The sequence below is a fragment of the Pyxidicoccus caerfyrddinensis genome (genome assembly GCF_010894405.1).
GTDB classification, from domain to species: domain Bacteria; phylum Myxococcota; class Myxococcia; order Myxococcales; family Myxococcaceae; genus Myxococcus; species Myxococcus caerfyrddinensis.
In genome coordinates this window covers 88,856-115,235 of the sequence record NZ_JAAIYA010000017.1, presented here as the reverse complement: position 1 = coordinate 115,235, position 26,380 = coordinate 88,856, and the positions used below count along the sequence as shown (strand labels likewise).

Genomic DNA, 26,380 nt, shown 5'->3' with positions numbered 1-26,380 from the left:
TCAGGTCTCCGAGCCCGGGGCGCCGGGCGCATCCGCGGTCAGCCCGGCGGCGGGAGCGGTGTCCGGCCCTGCCGGCGCCGCGTCCGCCACGTCCAGCTTCCCCGTGGCGTCGGGCGAGAGGACGAGCTGCCAGTCGTGGGTGGAGAGGACGACGCGGTCCGTCTCGCAGCGGACCTCCATCTCCGCGTCCTCGACAGTCCACTCGCCAATCCACACCGTCGTCTTGCGGATGCACTCCTCCTCGCCGCACTCCTCCGTGTCGGCCACCCAGACCCGGCCTCCGGGGACGGCGGGGCAGGAGAGGGGCTCGGCGTAGCGGAGCAGCGGGGCGTCGGTGGCCTCGGGGTCCTCCATGAAGAACTGGGACTCGTCCACGGCGCCCACCGGTGCGGCCATCTCGTCGGGAGCGGCCTCCGAGTAGGGGGCCTCCTCCGTCTCGGCCAGGGCCACGGGCGCGGCCAGCCAGCCACACAGCAGCGTCACCTTCCAAACCCTCGTCGTCCACATGCCTCGTGCTCCCCGCCGCGGGATGCGTCCCGTGGCTTACGGGACGGGTGTTGTGCAAGGGGTGGACCGGGCTTCCGTGTGGCCGTGGGGCCACGGTGTCAGGAGCGCCGTGCCACGCGACGTCCGCCGCGGCATGGACGCGCCAGAGGAAAGGGAATCGCTGTGGGTGGGAGACATCTCCGGCGTCCGCTGGGAGGTGTGGCTCACGGGCATCTACGAGGGCCCCCTGACGGACCCCGCCACCGGTGAGCTCCTCGAGGGAACCCATTCGGTGAGCTGGGACCTGGAGGTCATCAGCTCGGAGGGGGAGCGCCTGACGCTGTGGTGGGAGCCGTCCAGCCGGACTCTCGGAGGAGACCCGCTTCGCGGCTGGGGCGGCAACGTGATTGGGGCGCTGAAGCGCCACCTGCTCCGAGTCGGCCGGCAGCGAGGCTGAGTGACCTGAACAGCATGAGCCGACCCGGGCCGGTCCGGCCGGCGGCAGCAGTGGAAGGAATGTTCGTTCCGCGAAGTCTCTGCCCCGGAGGAGACGGCCACCGTGCGGAGGCTTGCCGCGTCTGGACCGGGCCGCGCCCATCGTCGGCTGCAGGGCGATTGTCGGTGAATACCCGGGCCGAAGACGCAGTGCGGCGTTACGGTTCAGGCCGTATGGCCCGACTGCGCGCTCTGGATCCGCCCCTCCGTCGTGACGTTCGCCTGCTCGGCAGGCTCCTGGGCGAGGTGCTCGTCGAACAGGAGGGCCAGGCGCTCTTCGACCTGGAGGAACACGTGCGGCGCCTGGCGATTCAGCGCCGACGCGGCCCCGTGGCGGGCCGGAGGGCCGCGGCGGCGGAACTGGCGCAGGTGCTGGAGCGCCTGCCGGTGGAGCGCGCCGAGCCGGTGGTGCGCGCCTTCTCCATCTACTTCCAGCTCGTCAACCTCGCGGAGCAGCACCACCGCATCCGCCGCTCGCGCGAGCACGCGAGCGCGGCGGACTCGCGGCCCCAGCGCGGCTCGCTGGAGGCCACGCTGCTGACACTCAAGGCGTCCGGCGTGCCGGCGGAGCGCGTGCGCGAGGCCATCCGCTCCATGCGCGTGACGCTCACGCTCACCGCGCACCCCACCCAGGCCGTGCGCCGCACGCTGTTGGAGAAGCTCTACCGGATGGCCGGCCTCCTGGAGGAGCGCGACCGGTGCGAGCTGACGCCGCGCGAGTCCGCCGACAACCTGGAGTCCCTGCGCGAGGAAATCACCACCCTGTGGCAGACGGATGAATTGCGCCGCGAGCGTCCCACCGTGGGCGACGAGGTGAAGAACGTCCTCTGGTACGTGGAGGAGGTGCTCGCCGAGCAGCTCGCTGTCGTCCCCGAGGTGATGGACTGGGCCTTCGAGCGCGCCTACGGCGAGCCGCTCGGGTCGGCGGGCACGCCCGTGCGCGTGCATTCGTGGGTGGGCGGGGACATGGACGGCAACCCGCTGGTGACGCCGGAGGTGTTCGCCGACACGCTGCGCGCCCACCGCGCTCGCGGCCTGCGCCTGCTCCTGCGCGACCTGGAGGCGCTGGGCGGCCGCCTGTCCCAGTCCTCGCGACACGCGAAGCCGTCCCAGGAAATGGAGGCCTCGCTGGCGCGCGACGCGGCGGAGCTACCCGAGGCGGAGCGCCGCCAGGGCCCGCGCACCACCGGGGAGCCGTGGCGTCACAAGCTGCGCTTCATGGAGGAGCGGCTGCAGCGCGCGCTGCGCTACGTGACGGCACAGCGAGCGGGAGAGGCCACGGCCATGCCCGAGGGCGCCTACCGCACCCCCGAGGCGCTGCTGTCGGACCTGGACCTGGTGGCGCGCTCACTCGAGGAGGCGAAAGGTGAGCACGCGGGGCTGCGGCTGGTGCGGCGGGTGCGCGAGCGGGTGTGCGCGCTGGGCCTGTCCCTGGCGGAGCTGGAGGCCCGCGTGCCGGCCGAGGACGCGGTGAGCGCGGCGGCCTCGCTGGACGGAGGCCCGGCTCCCACGGAGGGCGGCACGCGGCTGCTCGCGGTGCTGGCGCGCCTGCGCGAGGCCCAGACCGAGTCGGGCGAGCCGGCCTGCCGCACGCTCATCCTCAGCATGGCCAGCACGGCGGAAGACGTGCTCGCGGCCTTTCGCTGCGTGAAGCACGCGGGGCTCTGGGACGAGAAGCGCGGCTGCGCCACGGTGGACGTGGTGCCCCTGTTCGAGCAGCTCGGCGCGCTGGACGCGGGGCCGGACGTGCTGCGCGCCCTCTTCGCCCATGCCGAGTACCGCCGGCACCTGGACGCGCGCGGCGTGCAGGAGGTCATGGTGGGCTACAGCGACTCCGGCAAGGAGGTGGGCCTGCTGGCGGCGAGCGCGGCGCTCCAGCGTGCGCAGGTAGCGCTCACGGAGACGGCGCGCGCGGCCGGCGTGCGGCTGCGCCTGTTCCACGGGCGCGGTGAGTCGGTGGCGCGCGGCGGAGGCCCGGCGCAGGAGGCCATCCTCGCGCTGCCCCCGGGCGCGGTGGCGGGTGGCTACAAGGCGACGGAGCAGGGCGAGGCGCTGGACCACAAGTACGCGCGTCCGGAATTGGCTCGCCGCACGCTGGAGCTCGTCCTGGGCGGCGTGCTGCTGCACACACTGGATGCGCAGCCGCGCCCGTCACCGGAGGACGAGGGCACCTTCCGCACCGTGTTCGACACGCTGGCGGAGACGGGCCGGCGCGAGTACCGCGCGCTCGTCTGGGAGGACCCGGCCTTCCTGGACCTCTTCACCGCGGCCACGCCGGTGGAGGAGATTGCGTCGCTGCCCATCGGCTCGCGCCCGAGCAAGCGCAAGGCGGGGGGCCTGGAGACGCTGCGCGCGATTCCATGGGTCTTCGCCTGGACGCAGAACCGCGCGATTCTTCCCGGCTGGTACGGGGTGGGCTCGGCGCTGGAGGCGTACGCGAAGGAGGAGGGCGGGACGGCGATGCTCAAGCGCATGTACCGCGAGTGGCCCTTCTTCCGCGCCGTCATCGACAACGTCACCATGGTGCTGGCGAAGACGGACATGGCGATTGCCGGGCGCTACGCGAAGCTGGCGCCCGCGTCCACGAAGGCGCTGTGGCGGCGCATCCAGCAGGAGCACCGGCGCACGCGCAAGCAGGTGAAGCGGCTGACAGGAGAGCTGAAGCTGCTGGACAACAACCCGCCGCTCCAGCGCAGCATCTCCCTGCGCAACCCCTACGTGGACCCCATGTCCTTCCTCCAGGTGGAGCTGCTCAAGCGCAAGCGCCAGGGCCAGGCAGAGTGCGACAGGCCCCTGCTGCTCACGCTCAACGGCATCGCCGCCGGCATGAGGAACACGGGGTAGGAAGAGAGGAGGACGGGATGCCGAAGGACACGTTCAGCGTGGTGGAGGTCAACCGCAAGCACGGCTTCGCACGGCTGCGCCCGGAAAAGGGCGAGGGGCTCCTGAATGCGCCGCTCTATCCGGACGAGGACTCCCCGGCGCCCAAGATGCAGCTGCGCGAGGGCGACCGTGTGTCTGGCCTCAGGCGAGGCCAGTCCGTGGCCGCGGTGGAGTGGGTGACGCGCGCCGAGCCGCCCTACGAACTGGTGGAGCGGATGGGCGAGCTGCTCGCGAAGCTGGAGCGCTGGGAGGTGCGAATTCCCTCCACCGCCTTCGACCTGGCCGAGCACCACTGGCGCGAGAGCAAGGAAGACCCGCTGCACCTGGAGCTGCTCGCGCAGTTGCCCACCTTCTTCGACCTGGAGCTGGTCCACCCGTACGAGGACGCCTCGCTGCTCGAGAGGCTGGAGGCGGCGATGCAGCCGTACCTCCCGGGCTTCCAGGTGCAGCCGCTCCAGGGACGCGCCGCCTTCCGCCTGCAGCCCGGCAACCTCGAGGTGGACGCGGGCGAGGGGAGCCGCGAGGCCCCCGGCACCACCTTCGCGCCCCTGCTGATGCGGGTGAATGCGCTGCTGGAGGACGCGGGCGCCCCGGTGCGCTGGGTGCCCACGGAGGAGGACTGGCTGCTCTCGCCTCCGGGGCTCGCCGAGCTGCTGGTGCTGCACGGCGTGATTGGCCCGCGTCCGCCGTGAAGGCGTGAGGCCGTGAGGGCGGGGGCTACAGCCCGCCCTGCTCGCGCAGGACGCGCACCACCTCGGTGGCCATGACCTTGTGGCCCGCGGCGTTGGGGTGGATTCCGTCGGCGACGAGCCCGTCGAGGAAGAGGTGCACGTTGTCCGGCCGGCGCGTCACCGCTTCCAGGTCGATGAGGTCCGTGCCGGTGGAGCCCTTGCGCAGCCAGTCGTTGAAGCCCACGCGCTGCACCTTCACCGCCGCGTAGGAGCTGTAGTTCGACTTCTCCTTGGGCAGCAGCGTGCTCACCCACACCCGGCAGAAGGGCTTGAGCCGCTCCACCATCCGCAGCATCCGGGACTCGGCCTGGGGCAGGGCGCCGTCCGCGCCCAGGTCGTTGGTGCCCAGCAGCACGAGGCAGTCGGTGATGCCCTCCAATGCGAGCACCTCGGCGTCCAGCAACTCCAGCGCGTCGTAGAAGCCCTGGCCGCTCACGCCCGCGTTCACCACCGGCACGCCCAGCTCCGCCTCCACCAGCGCGGGCCACGCGTTGCGGGTGTCGTTCTTCATGTCCATGTAGCCCTCGGTGATGCTGTCCCCGATGGCCACGAAGGCCCGGCCCGTGGGGCCCTCCACGTCCACCGTCGCCACGCCCACGGAGCGCTCGAAGGGCTGACCTCCCAGGGCCGTGGGCGTCGTCGAGAAGGCCCCGGGACGCGCGAAGCTGCCCGGGAAGGAGTCGATGGCGCTCGCGGCCAGCGCGCCCCGCACCTCGAAGCTGATGGCCAGGTCGTCGCGGAACGCCACCGGGAAGTCCACCGGGTCCGACGTCACCAGCGTGCGCGCGGCCGTGGTGAAGCCCGCCTTCCCGCCGAAGGTGAGCGACACCGGCGTGGACGCCAGCGCGCCGTCGAGCCCCGCCTTCGCCACCATGGCCCGCTGCAGCGTGAGGCTCCCGTCGCCGGAGCGGAACGTCACGCGGATGCGTCCGCCCTCGCGGCCCACCGGCACGCGCAGGCGGAACGTCATCAGGCCGCCCACGCTCTCGGACCAGCGCAGCGCCTGGTGGAAGCCGGGCTGGAAGGAACTGGCCGGCGCGGGCGGAGGCGCCGGAGGCGGCGTCTCGCTCACGCGGCGTTCATCGTTCAACACCAGCGCGGGGGCCACCTCCAGCGGCTCCTGCGGTACGGATTCCACCGCCGAGGGCACGCTGACGTCTCCCGGGGGGGCCTCCCCTGAGAGCTCCCCGCCGGTGCTGTCCGCACACGCCAGCAGCGCACTCCCCGCGCACACCAGGACCCCGAGCCACGCCCGCCACACTCGCATCCACGCTCCCTCCCGGCGCTAGAGGATGCGCACACATCACCGCCGTGACGAGCGGGTTGATGTGGACGCGACACCTGCCCGTGACGCCTGCCCACTCGCTTGCCGCTCAGGGGATGGACGCGCGGCGTTCACCGGAAGACAGCGCGGGTGGCGCGCGGGGGTTGCTCAGAGGTTGAAGCCCACGTTTCCGACGGAGATGCTCGGCCCGAAGATGAAGGACCACTTGCTGGAGGGGACGACAGTGACGGTGTTCGGGTCTCCGCTCGTCCGCCGCTTGATGTCGCCCCGGAACTCGCGCGCCACCCACGCCTGGGCGCCGACGGCCGCTCCCGGGCCGATGGGCACGCGCAGCCCCACGCCCCCGACGACGGCCAGCGTGGGAGGGAACTGGATGTCACCCGACTGGGGCACGAGCCCCAGGCCCATCAGCCCCAATTCGATGCCGAGCAGCCGCTCCTTGCCCTCGTCGTTCAGCAGCGCCAGGCGGGAGACCAGGCCGAAGTTGAGGGTGAGCTGGCCGCTGGGCTCGGTGGCGCGGTAGAGGCCCGCGGGGATGGTCGCCGTCGTGTAGAGCCGGAAGAGGCCGCCGCTGACGATGGTCGTCCACTGCGCGGAGGGCAGGCCCGTGCGGTCCGTCGCGCTGAGCGCGTAGCGGGACTCGTCCGCGACATGGGCCACCTGGACGAGGATGCGGTCGTACTGCCCCAGGTTGCCCGGCACGGGGATGACGCGCTCGTCTCCGCCGGGGCGCAGGAACATGCGCTGCTCGACATGGCTCTCTCCGCGCGCGGAGCCGTCCGGCCGGGTGACGTCGATGCGGAGGACAACCTCCTGGTTGCCCTCCTCGGGCTTCAGCCGCTCGCGGTGGATGAGGACGCGGCAGGTGTTGCGCATGTCGTAGGGAATGCGGTGGGGCCGGCTCGGCTCCAGGGGCTGGTCCTTCCCGTCCTGGCCCGCGCAGACGAAGTCGAAGAGGTTTTCGATTCGGGCGGGCACGCTGGCCTCGCGCACGAGCCGCTGGACGCGCTCGCTGACGAGCGCCAGGTCCGTGGTGGCGAGCTCCGCCGGAAGCGTCGGCACCTGGTAGCCGAAGCGCAGCGCCACGAAGCCTCCGGCGCTCGCCTCGCCCTGGACGCGCGTGTCGCCGTCGCGCGCGGTGACGGCGTAGGCGCCCGACAGTGGGTGCAGCGCGAAGCGTCCCTGCTCCGTCGCGGTCGCCACGTGCACCTGGGCGGGACGGTTGGTGGGGATGAAGTCGATGGGGCCGTGGCCGGGCAATTCGAGCGTGGTTCGGGGGGCGGGCAGGGGCACCGTCTTCACCGTCTCCGACGCCACCACCGTGCCGTCCTGCCGCGACGTCAGCGCGGTGATGACGGCCTGCTGGTCCGCCGTGCCGCCCGTGCGCAGCAGCACATACGTGCCGTCCGCCGCCTTCACCACGCGCTCCACGCGGGCGCGCTGGTTGTTCACCGTCCACACCAGCGTGCGCGGGTCGTGCGCGCAGGACGCGTCGAGCCGCGCCACCAGGGCCGAGTCCTCCGCGTCCCGCAGCACCGTGCCCTGCACGGCCGTGAGCGGGCAGGCCAGGACGGGCAGCGTCGCGGACAGCACCTGCTCGAGCGCCTCGCCGCGAGCAAAGAGCACCCGGGGCGTGAGGCGCAGGCGCAGCGTCACGGTGGCGTCCACGCCAGGCACGTTGCGCACGGAGATGGCGCCTTCGCCCACCTCGCAGCGCACCAGCCCGCAGTCGACGGTGGCAATCGCCTCGGAGTGGCTGACACCCACGGCGCCGGGGCCCTTCGACACGTCGATGCCGCTGGAGAGGACGAGCGGCTGGGTGAGGATGACGCGGCCGGGGCGCAGCCGCATGGACTCGGGGTCCACCACGCGCCCCTGGGCGTCGTAGGTCGTGACGTCCGGTCCGCGCCGGCCATGGGGTGGAATCCAGTACAGCGCCGCGTCCGTCGGCAGGCCCTGCGCCACCGGCACCGCGCAGTCGGCGGGCCCCCGTCCCGTGGAGGGCGTGAGGCACACGTCCTGTCCCTCGATGGGCGTGCCCCGCGCATCGCCGCGCGGCGTCCCGCTCCAGGCGATGGCCACGTTGAGGAGCCCGGTGCCCCGGAGCTCGAGGCGTCCGTCATCCGGGTAGAAGGTGATGGCCGAGGCCTCGATGCGGGGCAGGGGGCCAGTGGCAATCACCGTGACGGTGGTCTGGCTCGTGGCGCACTGGTCGGCGCGCTCGGCGACCTTCAGTACCTGCGTCCGCTCGTCCTCGTCCGCCTTCGCGGGAGGCTGGACCGAGCGGCCATCCGACTCCAGCGACCAGCCTCCGCGCAGCGGGCCGCAGATGACGCCCTTCTCCACGACGGCCACCGGCCTGCTTCCTTCGGGGACCTGGATGACGGGGGCTGCGGAGGAGAGCCCCGCGACCAGCAGCGTCGCGAGGAGGAGTGCTCGAGCGGGATGCATGCACCTGTTCAAAAAGCGGAGGTGCCTCCGACGGTCAAGCGACATGTGCCCCGGGCCGCGCGGCCCTCCCCTGGAATCCGGGGAGGTCGGTGCAACTCACGCGATGTGCCGAGCCCCCGCGAGCGCGAGTCCTCCTCGCGACACGGGGGCAGCCCGGCTCACGGCGCGCAGGCACCCACGCCGGGATTGCCATCCAGCGCGCGGCACGTCCCGGTGGTGCACGCGGGCGTCCCGCCGGGCTTGCACAGCGGACGACAGGCAAGGCCGCCGCCCGCATTCACACAGGTGCTCCCGGGGGCGCACTGGTTGCTGAAGCTGCACGACTCGCCCTCGAGGCGCGTGCCGCTGCCCGCGCACACCGGGCCGGACGTGGACGGGTAGCAACCAAGCGGCGACGTGCAGTCCGTCCCGAAGGGGTCGCACTTCGCCGACGGCGGCCCGCACACCAGCGGCAGCTCCGTCGTGCCCTCCAGCCGCAGCACCGTGTTGCACTCACCGGACGTCCCGCACTGAGGCGTGGCGTGGCACAGCCGCCGGCAGTTGAAGACGGTGCCGCCGTCCTCCAGTCGCGCGTCCTTGCAGAACAGGCCCTGCTCGCACGTGTCGTAGGAGAGCCCGCCGTCCGTGGGCGCCAGCGTGCACGGCTGGTCTTCCGCCGTCGTGCCCGGCTCCACGCACCGGCGCCGCGTGGCGCCGGCCTCGGTGACGTATGTGCACCGCTGCCCCTGCGCGCAGTCCTGGGCCACGACATCGCACTCGGCCGCGAAGCACCGGCTCCCCGTGCCTCCGTCCGCCAGGTCCGCGAAGTGGCAGCTCTCTCCCGTCCCGCAGCCCTCCTGCCGCGCCACGTTGCAGGCGAATTCCGAGCCCGTCCCTCCGCCGTCCACCCCCGCGTCGGTGCCACCTCCACCGTCCGGGTCCATATGTACCCCGGAGTCATCCGCGGGGTTGGGCCCGGGGCCCTTGTCGTCACTACACCCCACCGCCCAGAGCGCCAGGGCCAGGGTTCCAGTCAACATCACGAGGTGCGCACGCATCCCAAGCTCCCGAATCGAAGTACACAGGGACTTAGCTGACAGAATCCGATAGAGGGGCCCCCCTTGAATCGGGCCTGGAAAGCAGCGGACACTTGGCGGAAGCCCGACTCCCGGGGGGTTGGCCCGGCGCGTCACCTTCAAGGGATTGGGTGGGCATTCGTTGTTATCGCCAGTCGCGTCGAACTTGGGGGTCGCGGGTGCGCATGACTAGCAAGGTGGCGGATGACATGGCAGGCGGGGACATGAGCGCATTCGCGAACCGGCGCTCCGACGAGCGCGTCGCCGCGCGGTTCGAGGTCCGCTTCGAGCAGGTGCAGGACGCCGCGCGCGCGCTGCGTGCCTATTCGCTCAACATCTCCGCCGGGGGCCTGTGCCTGCGCACGCGCAAGGCCTACGACGTGGGCGCGCAGGTGCGCCTGTCCATGGTGATTGAAGGCGAGGAGTTCCACCTCAACGGCATCATCGCCTGGGTGCGCGACGAGGCCGAGGCCATCGGCGTGCGCTTCACGGACATGCCCGACGATGACCGCGTCCGGCTCCAGCGCGTGGTGGACAGCTTCAAGCGGTAGTGCGGAACGCAGCCCCCGCTGGGGGTGGCCCGGCGCTTCTGGCGCCCGGGCCCCCTACCGTCAGCGGCCGCCTTCGGTCTCCAGGTGGCGGAACACGCCCGAGTCGATTTCCGAGAAGCCACAGGCGGCGTAGAAGCTGCGCGTCTCGGGCGTGCTGGCCATGGGCGAGACGAGCTGCAGCTGCCGGACGCTGAGCACCTTGCAGCGCTCCAGAATCTGCTTGATGAGCGCCCGGCCCACGCCGCGCCGGCGCCACGTCTCCGTCACCACCAGCTCGTCCACGGTGGCCACGCGGCCGCGCAGGCGCAGCTGCGGCCGGTGCGAGAAGGAAATCATCCCCACGGGCCGGTCCTGCGGGTCTCCAGCGACGAAGATTTCAATCTCCGGATGGCTGACGACCCAGTGGACCGTCTGCTGGTCCGTTCCCTGGGGATAGCCCAGCTCGCGCAGGAGCAAGGCCATGGCCTCGGCGTCGCCACGGCGGGCTCGGCGGATGCGGAAGGCGGGCGCTTCGGCGCCAGCGGCGGGGCTGACGGTGCGGACGATTGGTTGGGACAAGGCAGTTGGCAGTCTAACGAAAGGGCCGCCGTACCTTCAAAGAGGAACGGCGGCCCGAGTGCCCAAGGGGCGGGGTGGTTGTGGGTGCGGCGCTTACGGCTGCTCGGAGGCGAGCGAGCGCATGGCGGCGGTGATGTCGCCCTGCTGGGGCACCGAGGCCATCTCCAGGCTGTCCGCCAGGCCGATGCCGGGGAGGAACTTGCCGGCCAGCAGCCGAGGCGGCGCCAGCAGCGAGTAGAACAGCTCCTCCACGGTGCGGCGCATCAGGTGCTCGCCGAAGTTCGTCACCTCGGTGTCCTCGTTGACGAAGAGGACGCGGCCCGTCTTCTGGACGGACTCCTTGATGAGCTCCCAGTCGTAGGGCCACAGCGAGCGCAGGTCGATGACCTCGGCGCTGATGCCCTCGTCCGCGAGCGCCGCGGCGGCCTTCGCGCACAGGGGCAGGGTGCGGCCGTAGCTGACCACCGTCAGCTGCGAGCCCTCGCGCACCTTCTTGCCCTTGCCGAAGGGCACCGCGTAGGCCTCCAGCGTGGGCCACTGCGGCTTCCACTGGGTGCGGTCTCCCAGCGGCGCGTCAATCATCTTCGACAGCTGGCGGTCATCGTCCGGCTCGCCGGGGATGCGCTCCTCGCCCTTCACGCGCAACAGCGCCTTGGGCTCGAGGAACATCACCGGGTTCTGCTCCTTGCACGCGGTGATGAGCAGCCCGTACGCGTCCAGCGGCGTGGAGGGCATGACCACCTTCCAGCCGGGAATGTGGGTCATCGTCGCGTCGAAGGAATGCGAGTGGTAGATGGACCCGCGGATGCCGCTGCCCACCGGCGTGCGCACCACCATGGGCATGTTCCAGTCGCCGTTGGTGGACCAGCAGGTGTTGCCCGCCAGCTTGAGCAGGTCGATGGTGTTGTAGACGTAGTCGCAGAACTGGATCTCCGCGACGGGCCGGCCACCGCCCATGGCGATGCCCATGGCGGCGCCGATGATGCCGCGCTCGTCGAGGGGGGTGTTCCACGTCGTCTTCAGACCCTGGGTGCAGGTGAACACGCCGCCCAGCGGCATGCCCACGTCCTCGCCGAAGATGTCCGTCACGCCGAGGTTCTCCTCGGCGTAGTGGAGGGCCATCCGGATGGCCTGTGCCATGTTGGCCATGGGTTACTTGTCCTCCGCGTAGATGTGCTTCCAGATGGAGTCGGGGTCCGGCTGGGGCTCGTCGCGCACCTGGCGGGCGGCGGCGGCCAGCTCCTCGGTGTAGCGGTTGCGCAGGTCGTCCATCTGCTGGCGGGTCATGAAACCCTCCTGCTCCAGCCGCGCCTCGAACTGCTTGAGGCAGTCCACCTCGTCGCCCACATAGTTGGCGCCGGAGGCGGAGGAGTGTCCGTACAGGCGCGACACCAGGGCCTCGATGAAGTACGGCTTGCGCTCCTTGCGCACGTACTCCATGGCCTCCTTCAGCTCGTTGTAGGCCTCGACGGGGTCATTGCCGTTGATGGTCTTCGCCTGGATGCCGAAGGCCTTGGCGCGGTCGCTGATGCGCGCCTCGCCGTGCTGGCCGTCACCCGAGGTGGAGATGCCCCACTTGTTGTTGGTGACGATGATGAGGATGGGCAGCGGGTTGACGGGGCGGCTGCTCCACACGAGGCACGACGCGAAATCGCCCTCGGCCGTGCCGGCGTCGCCGCCGGTGACGATGGTGATGCCGTCACCACCGACGCGCTTCTGCACCATGGCCGTGCCCGGAGCGACGGCGTACTGCACCTCGATGGGCGAGGACACCGGCGCCACGTTGTACTTCTTGAGCGAGAAGTGGCCCGCGAAGTTGCGGCCGCCGGAGTAGGGGTCCGTGGCCGTGTTCTTCATCTGCCGCAGGGCGCCAATGGGCTCCTCGCCGAGCGCGAGGATGGTGCCCGACTGGCGGTAGTGCGCGTGCAGGTAGTCGTACGCGGGGCCCTGGCCCTTCTTCATCAGCATGCCCAGGGGGACGTTGAACGCCTCCTCGCCGGGGCCGCCAATCCAGAAGTAGCCATGGCCCTGCTTGTACATCTGGATGAGGCGCTCCTCGAGGGCGCGCGTTTTGACCATCAGGTCGTGGATGCGAAGCAGCAGCTCCTTGTCGAGCTGGAGCGGCGCGGACGCTTCTTTGATGAGACGGGGACGGGACACGCGCGGCCTTCCTCTGGCTGGAGGGGACGCCCCTATAACCCGGATGCGCCCCCTCCGCTCAAGGCTGCTGATAGGTCTCCTGTCGACCCGTCAGGCGAAAGACGCCCTGTGATGCGACGCGGCAATCAGTGCCGCTCATTCCAGTTAGAAATTGTGCCGGCGCAGCTCGCCCGCACGCTGCACGAGCGTGCCCTGTCCCGCGGCGCCCGCGCGCTCGGAGATGAGGGCCAGCGTGTCGTCCGACAGGTGCGAGGCGCGGGGGCTGCCCAGCAGCGCCTCCAGCTCTGTGAAGCGCTTCGTGTCCAGCAGGGCCACGACGAGCGCATGGCCGGTGCGGGGCGAGGGTGACGCGGTGAAGGCGGTCTGGAGCGGGCGCACCGCCATCGCGGGGAGGCCGCTCTCCAGCAGCATCTCCCCCACGAGCGCCGGGTCATGCGGCCCCTCGGGCTCCTCCGCCTCCGGCGCCGGCAGGGACGCGGGCGCGCGGCGGGGCGCGGGCAGCTCATCTGTCGGCGTGGCCCGTGGGGCGCTCCGCAGCTCCTTCATCAACTTTTCCACCGAGACGGCGCCGGCCTCCGTCTCGCGCCGCGCGGCCCGGACTCCACGGCGGCGGGGCAGGGCGGCGCTGCGCTCGAAGCGGACCTCCGTCGGCGTTCGGAGGAACTGCTCGACGTTCATCACCCCGAACATCAGCGCCAGCAGACCCATCCACGGCTGGCGCCACCAGACCGCCAGCGCAATCACGCCCACCGCCGTGGCGATGCCGATGCCGAGCAGCGTCCGTTCGTACCGGTAGCCGCTCCGGGCCCGCACCGCTGACGCGAGCAGGTGTCCCCCGTCCAAAGGCTGCAGGGGCAGCAGGTTGAACAGGCCCCAGCCGACGTTGACCCACAGCAGGTCGCGTACCGCATCGCCCGCGAGTCCGCCCTGCTGTCCCAGCGGCGTGAAGCGCGACAGCGCCCAGACGAGCCCTCCGAGCAGGAAGCCCATGCCGGGCCCCGCGAAGCTCACCCACGCGGACTGACGGTGCGTGAGCTGCTCTGCGTCATGGCCCGTGGTGGTGCCGCCCATGCCGTGCAGCTCGATGGACGCGGGGCTGCCGTAGCGTCGGTAGGCCAGCGCGTGCCCCAGCTCGTGGAGCAGCACGGAGACGAAGACCACAGCCATCCACAGCGCCAGCCGCGCGGGCGAGTCGAGCAGGTGCCAGCCCGAGGCGAACGTGATGGCGAAGAAGAGCAGGTGGACGCGGACCGGGACGCCGGCCACGTGGAAGTGGGGCCGCATGGGCCGTGAATGCTAACCGGCGCTTCCCGGAGACGCCCGGTGAAGGCCCGGGCCACTCTCCATACCGTGCGTGAAGGGACGTCGCGGTGCTCCGCTCCGGCCTCCTTCCCACGTCACATCGCTCGCCTGCCGGCCCAGCCACCCGGATGGGGGCCGGGGTCTCGCGAAGTAGGAGAAGTGCGATAGAGTCGGCACTCCCCCGCTCCCTCCTCGCGCTCCGGCGCGACCCTCTGGGTGTGCCCTTGTCCAGCACGAACACGCGTCTGAAACCCACGCCCCCGTCCGATGACGGCCCGGACTCCGCGCCTCCGCCCTCCGAGCGGACCGGCACGGGCACCCGGGAAGTCACCGGCACCGGTACCGGTACCGGCACCCGCGAGTCCACCGCCACGCGGCTGACGGGCCCCGTGGGACACGTGGAGGCCACCAGCACCCTCATCGCCCCATTGGAGGCGGGCGAGCTGCCCAACGTCGCCGCCATCAAGGGGCTCCGGCTGGACCAGGTGCTGCTGCTCACCACCGGCGTGCTGGTGGTGCTCATCGTCGGCCTGCTGGCGGCGCTGTCCGTTGCCTCCACGCAGTCCCAGTTCGAGGAGACGGCGCTGCGCTCCAAGGACCGCATCCAGGACCAGGCCCGCGAGCTGGGCCAGACGGTGGGGCAGACCATCGCCCTCACGTCGACCACCAACCTGCGCGACAACAACTACGCCTTCCTGGAAGAGGTGGCGGGCTCCATCACCAAGACCAACCCCAACATCCTCCGCGTCCAGATCTTCGACCCGGACGGCGTGCGGATGGCCGACAGCGAGAAGGGCACGGAGCGGGAGGAGGCCGCCGGAGGCAGCAACAGCGGGCGCACCGCGGAGCGGCGGCTGGTGAGCGCCTTCTACCGGGGGCAGCCCATCTCCGAAATCCAGGAGCCCATCGACTACGGCTCCAGCAGCGGCAAGGGGCTGGTCGTCATCAGCTACTCGCTGGGCGGTCTGCAGAAGCAGCTGGAGACGCTGGAGCAGGACAAGCGCGCCACGGTGCGCGCCAACACGTTGCGCATGCTCGGCCTGGGACTGGGCTTCGTCGTCCTCGCGGGCGTGCTCGTCGCGTACCAGAGCCGGCGCATCACCCGGCCGCTGGGCATGCTCACCGGCAAGGTGATGCAGCTGGCCGCTGGTGATTTGGGTGCCCGCGCCGGCACCGCCCGGGGCGCGGGCCGCGAGGTGGTGGCGCTGGGCGTGGTGTTCAACCACATGGCCGAGCGCATCAAGATCCTCCTCGACGACGTGCGCGCCAAGGCGCAGCTGGAGCGCGACGTGTCGCTCGCGCGCACCGTGCAGGAGACGCTCTTGCCCGGCCGTGACGCCGTGCAGGTGGGCCCGGTGCGCATCGCCGGCCTCGTCGTCACCGCGGACGCATGCGGTGGTGACTGGTGGTTCCGCGCGGGCCTGGATGAGCGGCGGGTGGTCATCGGCATCGGCGACGTGACGGGCCACGGCCTGTCGACCTCGCTGGTGGCCACCAGCGCCACCAGCGGCTTCGCCTCCGCGATGACGCTGCGCGAGCCCTCGCAGATCAACGCGCAGATGTTGATTACGGCCCTCAACGTGACGCTGGCCAACGTGGGGCGCGGCGAGCACCAGATGTCCAGCGCCCTGGCCGTCATCGACGTGTCCAACGGCTTCATCGACTACGCGGCCGGCGCGCACCCCAGCCCCCTGGTGTTCAACCGGAACAGCGGACAGGTGGCGTCGCTGCCGGCGCGCGGGCCGCTGCTGGGCGCGTCCGTGACGTCGCAGTTCACCTCGCGGCAGGCGCAGCTGCGCCCCGGCGACATCGTGGTCTGGTACACGGACGGCCTCACCGAGGCGCGCGACGCCACGGGCCGGCTCTACGGAAACCAGCGCCTCGCCGCCGCCGTGCAGGCCAATGCCCACCTGTCCGCGGAGCAGCTGCGTGACGCGCTGCTCGCGGACGCACGCGCCTACAGCGCCGGCCAGCCGCAGCGCGACGACATCACCGTCGTCGTGGCCGAGTACAGCCCCGTCGCCTGACTTCCCCCGGAAAAACCACTCGCATGCGCCGCATACCCCACACCCCGTCGCCGCGCCGACTCGCCTCGGCGCTCGCGCTGCTGGCCACCCTGGCCGGCCCTCCCGCGCTCGCGCAGTACCGCCCTCCGCCCATGTCCGAGTCACAGCGACTGGTGAAGGAGGGCGAGACGGCCCAGGTGGCCGCCAGCGCCGCCAGCGCCTCCGGTGACAAGAAGGAGGCCGAGGAGAAGTACCGCAAGGCCCTGGCCCTCTATGAGCAGGCGCTCGTCGCGGAGCCGGGCTCCGTCGCCGCCGCCGCGGGCGTGGGCGCCACCGCCAACGGCCTGCAGGACTGGCAGCGCACGGTGGACCGGGTGCAGCCCGTCATCGCGGCCCACCCGGGCGAGCTGTCGCTGGCGTATCCGCTGGGCGTGGCCCTCTACAAGCTGCGCCGCTTCCCGGAGGCGGTGCCGCTGATGGAGCAGGCGGCGGCCTCGGACTCGCCGGACTACCTCATCGTCCACTACTACCTCGCCAGCTACTACCTCTACGCCCAGCAGGGCGACGCGGCGGCGAAGCGCCTGCAGCGCTACCTCGCGCTGCGCCCCGAGAAGCTGGCCACCAACGACTTCCAGATTCACGAGCTGCTGGGCCGCGCGCATGTGCTGCGCCAGGACGTGGCCTCGGCGCGCGCATCCTTCCAGCAGGCGCAGGCGGGGCGGCCGGAGTCGCCCTCCGTGCAGCTGGGCCTCGCCAGCGTGCTGGAGCTGGAGGGCCGGGTGCCCGAGGCGCGCACGCTGCTGGAGGGCGTCACCACGCGCTTCCCGCAGGCCGCCGAGCCGAAGGAGAAGCTGGCGCGAATCTACCTGGCCGCGGGCGAGGTGCCGCGCGCGGAAGCTCAGGCGCTGGCGCTGGTGAAGCTGGGCGCCACGCCCGCCGCGCACCTGCTCCTGGGTGACGTGCGGCTGGCGCAGAAGAACGCGGCCGCCGCCGAAGGGGAGTACCGCAAGGTGCTCCAACTCCAGCCGGGACTCGTGTTGGGGCAGATGGCGGTGGGCAAGGCCCTCCAGGCGCAGGGTCGGCACGAGGAGGCCATCCAGTTCCTGGAGGGCGCGGTGCGCTCGGGCGGCAACAGCCTGGAGCTGTGGGCCAACCTCGGCTCCGTCAACCGGCGCGCGGGCCGCTTCCAGCGCGCGGTGGAGGTCCACCGGCGCGTGCAGGAGATGGCGCCCCGCCTGGCCCTGGGCTGGGTGCTGCTCGGCGCGGACCACTTCGCCACCGGCCAGTGGGACCAGGCCATCGAGGACTACGCCAGCGCCTTGCAGGTGGAGCCGGACCACGCCGGCGCGAAGCAGTGGCTGGCCCGCGCGCTGGCTCACCGCGCCCGAGACAGGGCCGGGGCGGGGCGCATGGATGACTCCGTGCGCGACCTCCGCCGCGCCTACGACTTGGACCGCACCGCGCTCATGGCCCGCCGGCTGGGCGCCGCGCTGCTGGAGACGCGCGCCTTCCCGGAGGCGCGCAAGGTGATGGAGCAGGGCGCCACGCTGCCCGGCGCCACCTGGCGCGAGGCGCTGCTGCTGGGCTACGCGCGGCTGGCCTCGGGTGACGCGCAGGCGGCGCTGGAGGCCTTCACGCGCGCGGGCAAGCAGACGGAGGAGCCGGACGCGCAGGCCGAGGCCTCCGTGGGCGCCGCCCTGGCCGAGGTGGAACTGGGGCAGGTGGACGCCGCCGTGCAGCGGCTCACCGAGGTGGGCCCGTCCAAGGCCGCCGAGGGCGTGGCCGCGGCCAACCTGCCGCGCGTGCTGGTGCGCCGCGCGCTGGCCCGGCTGGAGTCCGGCGACGCCGACGCCGCGGAGAAGGACCTGGAGGCGGTGGACCGGCTGGGCGTGGGCAAGCGCCCGGACCTGGCGAAGCTGGCCCTCTTCACCCGGGGGCTCGCGCGCGCGGAAGCAGGCCGTCACGCGGAGGCGAGCGCGGCCCTCAAGAAGGCCCTCACGCCCGCGCAGAAGTGGGCGTGGCCCAACACGCGCGCCCTGGCGGACGCCTTCGTCCTCTACAAGAAGGGGCAGGTGGGCGCCGCGCGCAAGCAGCTCGCCGCCGCCTCGAAGAAGCCCATGCCCGGGCAGCCGAAGTGGCTGTCCGCGATGACGGGCGCCCTCCACCGCCGCGAGGCCTCGCTGGCGTACGCCTCCGGCAACATGAAGCTGGCGGAGAAGGCCCTCAAGGCCGCGCTCGCCCTGGACGCGGAGGACGCGCTGGTGCAGCACAACCTGGCCTGCGTCGACTGGCGCAAGGGGAAGACGGCGGACGCGCTGGCCACGTGGCGCCGGCTGGAGCCCGCCGTGCCCGTGGCCGCCCTCAACCTCGGCATCGACGCGCAGGAGCGCCGCCATGAGCCCGCCGAGGCCGTGGACGCCTGGCGCCGCTACCTCGCCGTCGGCTCCGGCCCGCGCCTGGCCCAGGTGCGCGAGTGGAAGGAGCGCCTGCAGAGCTTGAATGGCCTCGCCGAGCCCGCGGGCTCCGCCACGCCGGCCGCCGCCACGGCGGAGGAGACTCCATGATGAAGGCACACCGCTTCCTCCTGGCCGGCCTCGTGCTGGCCTGCACCCTGGCCGCCGCCCCCGCGGGCGCGGCCGCGAAGAAGGCCACCGTCGGCGTCTTCCTCGCCACCACCCTCACGGACGGCCAGGAGCGCTTCCAGTACGCGGAGGCCCTGGCCGCGAAGCTGGGCGAGTCGTTGGATCGCCCCGTGGCCGCCAAGAGCTTCGGCCGCTACGAGGACTTCTCCCGCGCCGTCTCCGACGGGCTGGTGGACTTCGCGGTGGTGGACGCGTGGGCCGCCGTGCAGCTCGGCTCGCGCGCCACGCCCGTGGCCTGGGCGTCGCGCTCCGGCGAGACGCAGCAGCGCTGGGCCATCGTCTCCACCCAGAAGGGCGCCGTGAAGGACCTCGCCGGCAAGCGCCTGGCGCTGGTGAAGGGCGCCGGCCCCGCCGACCCGAAGTTCGTCACCCACGTGGTGCTCGGTGGAGACCTGGACGCGCAGCGCCACTTCAAGGTGACGCCGGTGCCCAACGTGGAGTCCGCCCTGAAGATGCTGGAGGCCAAGGGCGCGGAGGCCGCGCTCGTCCCGCTGGCGCACGTCCCCAAGGACAAGGACGTGCGCGTCCTCTTCCGCAGCGGCCGCGTGCCGGGCGCGGTGCTCGTGGACCTGCGCGGCAACGCGGACGCCCTCGCCGGGGTGCTCGGGGCCGTGGGCGCCGTGGCCCCCTTCGACACCTTCGCCCGCGTCCAGGGCCGTGACTTCGAGGACTTCCGCCGGCTCGTCACGCAGGGGCCGCCGCGCCGCCAGCCCGTCCTCGCGGAAGCAAGCGAGCTCCACGTGGACACCGCGGTCCTGGTCCGCTCCGAAGAGCTCGGGCCCGCGCTGCCCTCCTTCGCCGGAGACCTCGCCGTCTCCGCCGAGCAGCCCGATGACTGACGACGCAACCGGGGAGGGTGGGTCCTCGAAGTCTTCTTGAGTTTCAGGGAATGAGAGCCGCTGACTTGGCCCGGCGGTGGCTCTGAGGTAGTTTCCAGCCCGACGGTGCGCGAGCAGGGGGGAAGTGGTCCGCGAGGACGACGAGGCCCCTGCCGCCGGACCGCCAACCGGGCGTACGTACAGGACCGTGGGTGTTTCCCCCTCACTCACGGATGTGAGAACGATGCACACAACTGTGTACGGTGGGCCGCGGCAAGGCGCGGTGAAGGCTCTTCCAGGGCGACGCGGTCTTCGCGCCCTCTGGCTGTCCCTCATGATGTGCGCGCTGGCCACCGCCGGCCTCGGGAGCACCGAGGCCCAGGCCCAGGCCGCCGCCTCGGAGGCGACGCCCAAGGTGAAGAAGAAGAAGCGCGCGGCGCCCAAGAGCGCCACGACGCCGCGGGCCACCCGGACGAAGGCGAAGTCCCGCAAGGCCACGAAGCCCGTCACCCCGCCCGCCGACGAGGAGATTCCGGTGCTGGGCAGCGGTGGGCCGGCCACGGATGATCCACTGGCCGAGCCCGCGGCGGCCGAGCCACCCACGCCCCTGAGCCCGACGCCGCACGTGGCCGAGCCGCTGCCGGTGGCCTCGCCGGGCTCGCCGGCGCCGGGGAAGTCGGACACCCCCCTGGGCGCCACGGCGCCCGCCAGCAGCACGCAGCCCGCGCCGTCCCCGGTGGCGGCCCCGGCCCCGTCGCCTGCGCGGCCCTCCGACAACGTGCCCATCAGCGCGCCCTTCGCCGAGCCCACCATGGACCGGCCGCTGCCGCCCCCGTCCGGGCTGGCCGGGCTGCCCGGAGATCCGCTGGCCGGCGGTGATCCGCTCGAGGAGTCCGTCAACCGCGTGCTGAGCGAGGCCGTCGTCACGACGGCGTCCAAGCGCAAACAGCGCATCGCGGACGTGCCCCTCACGGTGTCCTGGATTCCGGCCGAGGAGCTGGAGGGCACCGGCCAGTTCTCGCTGTGCGAGGCGATTCAGTACTTCCCCGGCATGGAGTGCCGCCGCGGTTCCATGCGCAAGGCGGCGGTGAGCGCGCGCGGCCTGGGCTCCAACTACCTGTCCAACCGCCTGCTGCTCCTCAAGGACGGCCGGCCGCTGACGGACCCGTGGACGGGCCAGTTCTACGCGGACGAGACGACGCCGCTCGTGAACCTCAAGCAGGTGGAGGTCATCCGGGGCCCGGGCTCCTCGCTTTACGGCTCCAACGCCTTCAGCGGCGTCATCAACATCATCGAGCGCCAGCCCGCGGACCTCATCGAGAAGGGCAAGAACGTGGGCGCGGAGGCACGCGTGCTGGCGGGCCAGGACCAGACGTGGCGCCTGCACGGCACGGTGGCCGGACGCGGCGGCCCGGTGGAGGCGCTGCTCGGCTACTACGGCTACGGCTCGGACGGGCCGCAGCTCTTCAACGACCCGAGCGTGGGCCGCGTGGACACCAACGAGGACTCGCTGGTGCACCAGGTGAGCGGCAAGGTTCGCGTGGGCCCCCTGGCGCTGGACGCGGACTTCACGGACGCGGAGATTGGCCGCCCGGGCGGCACGCACATCTCCACCGTGGGCAACTGCGGCCGCTGCCACTACACGCCCAACGACAAGGAGCAGGTGCAGAACCTCAACGCCTCCGCCCAGGTGGACCAGCAGGTGACGGAGAACCTGCGCCTCTTCGGCCAGGCGTACGGCCTCTTCAAGAGGCGCGACGTGCTGCTGGAGAACGCCTTCGGCGGCGACCCGGTGCGCGCGCTGGGCAAGCGCCGCCGGCTGGGCGGTGAGGCGCGCGCGCTCCTGTCGGTCGGCGACCTCAACGTCACCTTCGGCGGCGACGTGAAGCTGGACAACGTCAACGTGCCCAACGTCCTGCCCGAGCTGACGCTGGACGACACGAAGCAGACCATTCTCGGTGGCTTCGTGGACGCGGAGTACCGCCTCTCCAACCGGCTGGTGTTCGGCGCGGGCGCCCGCTACGACCGCTACCAGATTCCCGAGCGCGTCTGGAGCCAGCGCACCGACCAGATTTCTCCGCGCGCCAGCGTGGTGTTCCACGCCGTGCCGGAGCTGCTCACGCTGCGCACCAACTACGGCCGCGCCTTCCGCGCGCCCACGCTGGCGGAGCTGGGCATCAACCAGCAGATGTACGCGTCCACGCTCATCGGCAACCCGAACCTGGCCGCCGAGACGCTGGACACCTTCGAGGCCTCGGTGGACTTCTGGCCCTTCGACCGGCGGGTGCGCCTGACGGGCACGGGCTTCTACAACCTGGCGAAGAACTTCATCAACCAGGAGCTGGTGTTCGGCTCCGTGTCCCAGTTCAAGAACCTGGGCGACGCGCGCGTGGCGGGCTTCGAGCTGGAGGCGGCCGCGCAGATTCCGACCATCAACTCGTCCTTCGACGTGGCCTACCAGTTCCTGGACGCCAAGTCGGTGCCGTACGGCGACGGTCCGGAGACGCCGCTGGACTACGCGCCCAGCCACCGCATCTACGCGCGCGGGCGCACCAACATCGGCAAGGTGGCCTTCGCGGAGCTGTACGCCCTCTACGTGGGCCAGCGCTTCGACCCGGGCTTCCTCGTCGACGAGGCGACGGGCCTGGCCACCACCCGCGTGCAGCTGCCCAGCTACCTCACGGCCGGCGCGCGCGTGGGCTTCAACGTCTACGACGGCATCTCCGTGTCCTTCCTCGGCTCCAACCTCTTCAACGCGCAGTACGAGGAGTCGCACGGCTTCCCGGCACCGCCCCAGTCCTTCTTCAGTGAAGTCAAGGTTCGCTACTAGGCCTTGAGTACCGCACCCTACCTGGAGGCCGGCGGCCTCCTGCTGATCGCCGACGAGTCGCTCTCCGCCGCACAGCTGGAGCAGGCGGCTCCAGCCCTCGCGCAGGGGGGCGTGGCCCTCCACCGGGGGCCGGTGCCCGCCGCCGGCCCACGCCGGCTGGTGCTCTTCGACGGCCGGCTCGCTCCGTCCCATGCGGAGCTGCTGCGCCGCGAGCCGCCCGCGCTGCTGCTGGCCACGCGCGGTGAGGAAGGCCGTCCCGCCGCGTGGGACGTGCGCCTGCTGGGCGCGCTGCTGCGTGGCGGGCCGCTGCTGCCGGACGGTGCGGCGGTGACGCGGCACCGGATGCAGCGCGTGGCTGACATCAACACCGTGGCGGACGCGGCGTCGGCGGCGGTGGGGCAGGCGCGAGGCTCCCGCGTGGCGGCGGGCCTGGTGGCGGACGTGGTGCACGAGCTGGCCGTCAACGCGCTGCTGGATGCTCCGGTGGATGCGCAGGGCCAACAGCGCTACGCGCACCGGCGCACCGAGGTGACGGAAGTCGCCGCGGAGGATGCCTGCGAGCTGTCGCACGCGGTGGAGGACGGCCGCATGTGGCTGGAGGTGGTGGACCACTTCGGTGGGCTGCGTCCGGGGCCGTTCGCCCGGGCCCTGGAGGGATGGGGCGGGCGCGTCCGGGTGGATGCGTCCGGCGGGGGAGCGGGCCTGGGACTGCGGCGCATCCTGGAGCACTGCGCCACGGTGGCGGTCCGTGTGTCCGTGGGACGTGAGTCACGCGTCCTGTGCGTGGTGGACCTGGGAGAGGCGCGACGCCGCGCCACCCAGCCGAAGTCTCTGCTGTTTTGTCTGCAATGAGGTCAGGGCCGGTGGATAGCCAGGGTTCCAACGCCATCATCAGCCGGCTCCGCGTGGGTACGATTTCCCACGTCCGGATCTCCGGCGTCATCGACGAAACCTTTCCGCTGACGGCCAGCAGCCCGGAGCTCAACGGGCTGTTGGTGGTCGACCTGGGACGGGTGGAGCGCATCAGCTCCTTCGGCGTGCGCCGGTGGATTGAGTTTGCCGGCAAGCTGCCTGCCGGAGCGCTGGGGCTGTACGTCGTCCACGCGCCGCCCGTCATGGTGGACCAGCTCAACATGGTGGAGGGCTTCGCGGGCGTCGCGCGGGTGCTCTCCGTGCTGGCGCCCTACACCTGCCGCACCTGCAACGAGGACCGGCTGCGGGTCGTGAATCTGCAGGACGAGGCGAAGGTGCTCGAGGAAGAGCGCGCGCCCGAGCACACCTGCCCGGTGTGCTCCAGCCCGCTGGAGTTCGCGGACCAGCCCGGCGAGTTCTTCGACTACGCGCGGCGCCAGCAGTTCGGCACGGTGGACCCGGTCGTCATGCGCTACCTGCGGGCGAGCATGCCCTCGGAGCAGCCGGACCTGGCGCAGCACCTGAAGATCGTCCAGGACGACATCACGTACATCACCCTGGCGAGCGCGCTGAAGGGCGACCTCAACGTGCGCCGGCTGGCGTCCGGCCTGGAGGGGCGCGTCGCCTTCGACTTCAGCCACGTCAGCAAGGTGGAGCCGGAGGCGCTGCCGAAGCTGGAGCAGGTGATGGAGACGGCGGCCCAGGGCGCGCAGGTGGTGCTGTGCCGGCTGCCTCCGCCGGCGCTGGCCGTGCTGGCGCGCTCGCAGCGGCAGCCTCCCGCGCGCATCGCCTCGCTGTGGCTGCCGTGCGAGTGCCGCAACTGCGGGCAGGTGAGCCACCAGCGCATCCTCGCTGCGGACTACCTGGCGCAGCTGCGGGCGCAGCAGTCCAACGTGGAGAGCGCGTGCCCCATCTGCGGCGGCAGCGCCAAGGTGCCGCACATGCCGCAGCTCCAGGGGCTGCTGGCGCGCGTGCAGCTCACGGACCGGCCGCTGGAGGACATGGAGGCGCTGGAGCCGCGCGCCCTCAGTCAGTACCTCTTCGGCTCCACGAACGTGGACCCCCAGGCCAAGACGGGGAACTCCACCGACATCTCCAACTCGCTGGGCAGCACCAAGCTGAACATCATCCGGCGGCTGGGGCAGGGCGGTATGGCCGAAGTCTTCCTCGCCAAGCAGGTGGGCGTGAAGGGCTTCGAGAAGTTCGTGGTGATGAAGAAGATTCTCCCGCAGTTCGCGGAGAACCCCGAGTTCGTCGACATGCTCTTCGCGGAGGCCCGCGCCAACGCGCGGCTGACGCACCCGAACGTGGTGCAGACGTTCGACGTGGGCGTATCCGACGGCGTGGCGTACATCCTGATGGAGTACGTGCGCGGGCCGGACCTCAAGAAGCTGGTCAACGAACTGCGGCGCAAGGGACTGGCGCTCCCGATGGAGCACGCGCTGCGCATCGTCGCGGAGGTGGCCGCGGGCCTGCACTACGCGCATGCGTACGTGGACCCGGCGGGCACGCCGCACCCGGTGGTGCACCGAGACGTCAGCCCGCACAACGTGCTCATCTCGCTGGATGGCGCCGTCAAGCTGAGCGACTTCGGCATCGCCAAGGTGGCGGGCGAGGAGCACACGCAGGCGGGCGTGCTGAAGGGGAAGATTTCGTACATCTCCCCGGAGGCCGCGTCCGGGCGCTCGCTGGACGCGCGCAACGACGTGTTCGCGCTGGGCGTGGTGCTCTTCGAAATCCTCACGGGCCAGCTCCCGTTCAAGAGGGACCACGACGCGGCCACGCTCAACGCCATCGTCCGCGAGCCCGCGCCGGTGCCGTCGCAGCTCAAGCCGAACATCCCGCAGGACGTCTCCGACCTCATCCTCCGCGCGCTGGTGAAGGACCCGGCGCGGCGCACGCCGTCGGCCGCGGCGATGCGCGAGGAAATCGAGGCGGTGATGGCGCACCACCGGCTCAACTCGTCGCCGGCGGCGGTGGCGCAGTTCTTCAAGGACACGCTGGGAGACCGGCTGACGGAGTTCGCGCCGTCGACCACCCCCGGCACCGGCAGCCACCCGCGGCCCATGCCCACCGGCACCGGCAGTGGCAGCGGCAACGTGAACACGGGGGACATGGTCGCCCCGGCGGACGGACGCGCCGCGAACCGCGGGAGCGGCTCGCACCCGGCGGGCACCGGTAGCGGCAGTGCGCCCCGGGCCACGGGCAGCGGCAGTGGCCCCCGGCCCGTGACTCCGCCTCCGGTTGCCACGCCCGCGCGTCCCACTGGGAGCGCGCCGCGCGTGGCGCAGCCGCCTCCTCCGCCCGTGACGCCTCCGCAGCCTCCGCTGCCGGAGCTTCCCGAGCTGGAGATGGAGGAGCGCACCGAGGTCGTCCCCCTGGCGAAGGGTCAGCCGCCGCCGAACATGGCAGCCATGGCTGCGCGTCCCGCCTCGCCGGTGCGGCCGTCGCAGCCGCAGCCCGCCATGCCGCACCCGCAGCGTCCCTCCGCGTCCATGCAGTCCGTGGCTCCCGCGCCGCACGCAACGGGTGGAACCCAGACGCGGCAGCCCGCGCATCCGGCCGGACACGCCCGGCCTCCCGCTGGCGCGCACGCGGCTCCGGCGGCTCCGGCCCGGCCGGCCCCGCACGGTGCGGCCCCGGCTCCACGCCCCCCTCCGGAGGCCGCGGAACCCGAGGCCCCGAAGGGCGCACCCTGGAAGTGGATGGCGCTGGGCGTGGGCGGGCTGATGGTGGTGGCCGCGGTGGCGTTGGTGATGATGCGGAGCTCGGGCTCCGAGTTCATCAACGTGGAAGAAGGCGAGCACGTCTACGTGGGCGGCCTTCGCCTGGAGCAGGACTCGGCTCCGCTCGCGCCGCAGGGCCCGCTGCTCGTCTCCACGGCGGTGGGCGGGAAGCTGCGCCGCTTCGGGACGACGCTGCAGCGCGAGGGCATCGACGTGCGCACGCTGGCGGACGCCCAGCAGCAGCCCGGCACGAAGGGCCTGCTGAGCGTGACGGGCGTCTCGCAGGGCTGCCAGGTCCAGGTGGGCGGGTCGATGCTTCAGGGCGTGACGCCGCTGGTGAAGTCTCCGATTGAAGCGGGCCGCGAGCTGGAGGTGCTGGTGAGCTGCCCGGGCGGCGTGAGCAAGCTGTGGGTGATGGCCGTGCCGGGGCAGGAAATCGAAGTGAAGGCGCGATAGCAGCACCAGGCAGCGGCGCGTCACACCTCCGGG

At 72.0% G+C, this 26,380-nt stretch carries 18 protein-coding genes; 10 read left to right on the top strand and 8 right to left on the bottom strand.

The window, feature by feature from the left end:
* Positions 1–507 carry a hypothetical protein gene (locus G4D86_RS33910; RefSeq protein ID WP_163998255.1) on the bottom strand — a complete coding sequence of 169 codons (507 nt, stop codon included), beginning with the start codon at positions 505–507 and terminating at the stop codon, positions 1–3.
* 109 nt (positions 508–616) lie between these two features.
* Here G4D86_RS33910 and G4D86_RS33905 point away from each other — a divergent pair, with 109 nt between their 5' ends.
* The 3 genes from G4D86_RS33905 to G4D86_RS33895 all read left to right on the top strand — a co-directional run bounded on the left by G4D86_RS33905 (position 617) and on the right by G4D86_RS33895 (position 4,556).
* Positions 617–943, top strand: coding sequence for a hypothetical protein (locus G4D86_RS33905; RefSeq protein WP_163998254.1), 327 nt, complete (start codon positions 617–619; stop codon positions 941–943).
* A gap of 212 nt (positions 944–1,155) precedes the next feature.
* The gene (locus G4D86_RS33900; protein WP_163998253.1) at positions 1,156–3,825 is read left to right on the top strand and encodes a phosphoenolpyruvate carboxylase; all 2,670 of its coding nucleotides are present in this window, start codon (positions 1,156–1,158) and stop codon (positions 3,823–3,825) included.
* Positions 3,826–3,842: 17 nt separating this feature from the next.
* The gene (locus G4D86_RS33895) at positions 3,843–4,556 is read left to right on the top strand and encodes a hypothetical protein (RefSeq protein ID WP_163998252.1); all 714 of its coding nucleotides are present in this window, start codon (positions 3,843–3,845) and stop codon (positions 4,554–4,556) included.
* Positions 4,557–4,581: 25 nt separating this feature from the next.
* Here the strand turns inward: G4D86_RS33895 and G4D86_RS33890 are convergent, their stop codons facing one another.
* From G4D86_RS33890 to G4D86_RS33880, 3 genes are all read right to left on the bottom strand, one after another.
* Positions 4,582–5,862 (bottom strand): SGNH/GDSL hydrolase family protein, encoded by a 1,281-nt coding sequence (locus G4D86_RS33890; RefSeq protein WP_163998251.1) that lies wholly within the window; start codon positions 5,860–5,862, stop codon positions 4,582–4,584.
* Between the two features lie 165 nt (positions 5,863–6,027).
* Complete coding sequence (locus G4D86_RS33885; protein WP_205519951.1) at positions 6,028–8,331, bottom strand: hypothetical protein; 2,304 nt, start codon at positions 8,329–8,331, stop codon at positions 6,028–6,030.
* A 158-nt stretch (positions 8,332–8,489) separates the two neighbouring features.
* A complete protein-coding gene (locus G4D86_RS33880) occupies positions 8,490–9,368 on the bottom strand; it encodes a hypothetical protein (protein WP_163998250.1) in 879 nt (292 codons plus the stop codon).
* A gap of 242 nt (positions 9,369–9,610) precedes the next feature.
* On the opposite strand from G4D86_RS33880, the gene G4D86_RS33875 reads away from it, so the two are divergent.
* A complete protein-coding gene (locus tag G4D86_RS33875; RefSeq protein ID WP_240360617.1) occupies positions 9,611–9,937 on the top strand; it encodes a TIGR02266 family protein in 327 nt (108 codons plus the stop codon).
* Between the two features lie 60 nt (positions 9,938–9,997).
* Here G4D86_RS33875 and G4D86_RS33870 read toward each other — a convergent pair whose 3' ends face one another.
* The 4 genes from G4D86_RS33870 to G4D86_RS33855 all read right to left on the bottom strand — a co-directional run bounded on the left by G4D86_RS33870 (position 9,998) and on the right by G4D86_RS33855 (position 13,939).
* Positions 9,998–10,495 carry a GNAT family N-acetyltransferase gene (locus G4D86_RS33870; protein WP_163998248.1) on the bottom strand — a complete coding sequence of 166 codons (498 nt, stop codon included), beginning with the start codon at positions 10,493–10,495 and terminating at the stop codon, positions 9,998–10,000.
* Positions 10,496–10,588: 93 nt separating this feature from the next.
* Positions 10,589–11,644 carry an alpha-ketoacid dehydrogenase subunit beta gene (locus tag G4D86_RS33865; protein ID WP_163998247.1) on the bottom strand — a complete coding sequence of 352 codons (1,056 nt, stop codon included), beginning with the start codon at positions 11,642–11,644 and terminating at the stop codon, positions 10,589–10,591.
* A 3-nt stretch (positions 11,645–11,647) separates the two neighbouring features.
* The gene (locus G4D86_RS33860; protein WP_163998246.1) at positions 11,648–12,655 is read right to left on the bottom strand and encodes a thiamine pyrophosphate-dependent dehydrogenase E1 component subunit alpha; all 1,008 of its coding nucleotides are present in this window, start codon (positions 12,653–12,655) and stop codon (positions 11,648–11,650) included.
* Positions 12,656–12,799: 144 nt separating this feature from the next.
* Positions 12,800–13,939 (bottom strand): M50 family metallopeptidase, encoded by a 1,140-nt coding sequence (locus G4D86_RS33855; RefSeq protein ID WP_163998245.1) that lies wholly within the window; start codon positions 13,937–13,939, stop codon positions 12,800–12,802.
* 242 nt (positions 13,940–14,181) lie between these two features.
* On the opposite strand from G4D86_RS33855, the gene G4D86_RS33850 reads away from it, so the two are divergent.
* From G4D86_RS33850 to G4D86_RS33825, 6 genes are all read left to right on the top strand, one after another.
* On the top strand, positions 14,182–15,984 hold the full coding sequence (locus G4D86_RS33850; RefSeq protein ID WP_163998244.1) for a PP2C family protein-serine/threonine phosphatase: 1,803 nt from the start codon (positions 14,182–14,184) through the stop codon (positions 15,982–15,984).
* 23 nt (positions 15,985–16,007) lie between these two features.
* Positions 16,008–18,527, top strand: coding sequence for a tetratricopeptide repeat protein (locus G4D86_RS33845; protein ID WP_163998243.1), 2,520 nt, complete (start codon positions 16,008–16,010; stop codon positions 18,525–18,527).
* A complete protein-coding gene (locus G4D86_RS33840; protein ID WP_163998242.1) occupies positions 18,524–19,444 on the top strand; it encodes a PhnD/SsuA/transferrin family substrate-binding protein in 921 nt (306 codons plus the stop codon). The genes G4D86_RS33845 and G4D86_RS33840 overlap by 4 nt, the downstream gene beginning before the upstream one ends.
* 223 nt (positions 19,445–19,667) lie before the next feature.
* Positions 19,668–22,253, top strand: a complete 2,586-nt coding sequence (locus G4D86_RS33835) for a TonB-dependent receptor plug domain-containing protein (protein WP_163998241.1) — start codon at positions 19,668–19,670, stop codon at positions 22,251–22,253.
* Between the two features lie 3 nt (positions 22,254–22,256).
* Positions 22,257–23,105: a hypothetical protein gene (locus tag G4D86_RS33830; protein WP_163998240.1), complete on the top strand. Its 849-nt coding sequence runs from the start codon at positions 22,257–22,259 to the stop codon at positions 23,103–23,105.
* Between the two features lie 11 nt (positions 23,106–23,116).
* Positions 23,117–26,347, top strand: coding sequence for a serine/threonine-protein kinase (locus tag G4D86_RS33825; RefSeq protein ID WP_205519949.1), 3,231 nt, complete (start codon positions 23,117–23,119; stop codon positions 26,345–26,347).
* Positions 26,348–26,380: the final 33 nt, after the last annotated feature.

Bases quoted from the DNA above. Each gene is read 5' to 3' on its own strand.
- G4D86_RS33910 (WP_163998255.1), bottom strand. From the start codon at position 507: ATGTGGACGACGAGGGTTTGGAAGGTGACGCTGCTGTGTGGCTGGCTG.
- G4D86_RS33900 (WP_163998253.1), top strand. From the start codon at position 1,156: ATGGCCCGACTGCGCGCTCTGGATCCGCCCCTCCGTCGTGACGTTCGC.
- G4D86_RS33895 (WP_163998252.1), top strand. From the start codon at position 3,843: ATGCCGAAGGACACGTTCAGCGTGGTGGAGGTCAACCGCAAGCACGGC.
- G4D86_RS33890 (WP_163998251.1), bottom strand. From the start codon at position 5,862: ATGCGAGTGTGGCGGGCGTGGCTCGGGGTCCTGGTGTGCGCGGGGAGT.
- G4D86_RS33885 (WP_205519951.1), bottom strand. From the start codon at position 8,331: ATGCATCCCGCTCGAGCACTCCTCCTCGCGACGCTGCTGGTCGCGGGG.
- G4D86_RS33880 (WP_163998250.1), bottom strand. From the start codon at position 9,368: ATGCGTGCGCACCTCGTGATGTTGACTGGAACCCTGGCCCTGGCGCTC.
- G4D86_RS33875 (WP_240360617.1), top strand. From the start codon at position 9,611: ATGAGCGCATTCGCGAACCGGCGCTCCGACGAGCGCGTCGCCGCGCGG.
- G4D86_RS33865 (WP_163998247.1), bottom strand. From the start codon at position 11,644: ATGGCCAACATGGCACAGGCCATCCGGATGGCCCTCCACTACGCCGAG.
- G4D86_RS33855 (WP_163998245.1), bottom strand. From the start codon at position 13,939: ATGCGGCCCCACTTCCACGTGGCCGGCGTCCCGGTCCGCGTCCACCTG.
- G4D86_RS33845 (WP_163998243.1), top strand. From the start codon at position 16,008: ATGCGCCGCATACCCCACACCCCGTCGCCGCGCCGACTCGCCTCGGCG.
- G4D86_RS33840 (WP_163998242.1), top strand. From the start codon at position 18,524: ATGATGAAGGCACACCGCTTCCTCCTGGCCGGCCTCGTGCTGGCCTGC.
- G4D86_RS33835 (WP_163998241.1), top strand. From the start codon at position 19,668: ATGCACACAACTGTGTACGGTGGGCCGCGGCAAGGCGCGGTGAAGGCT.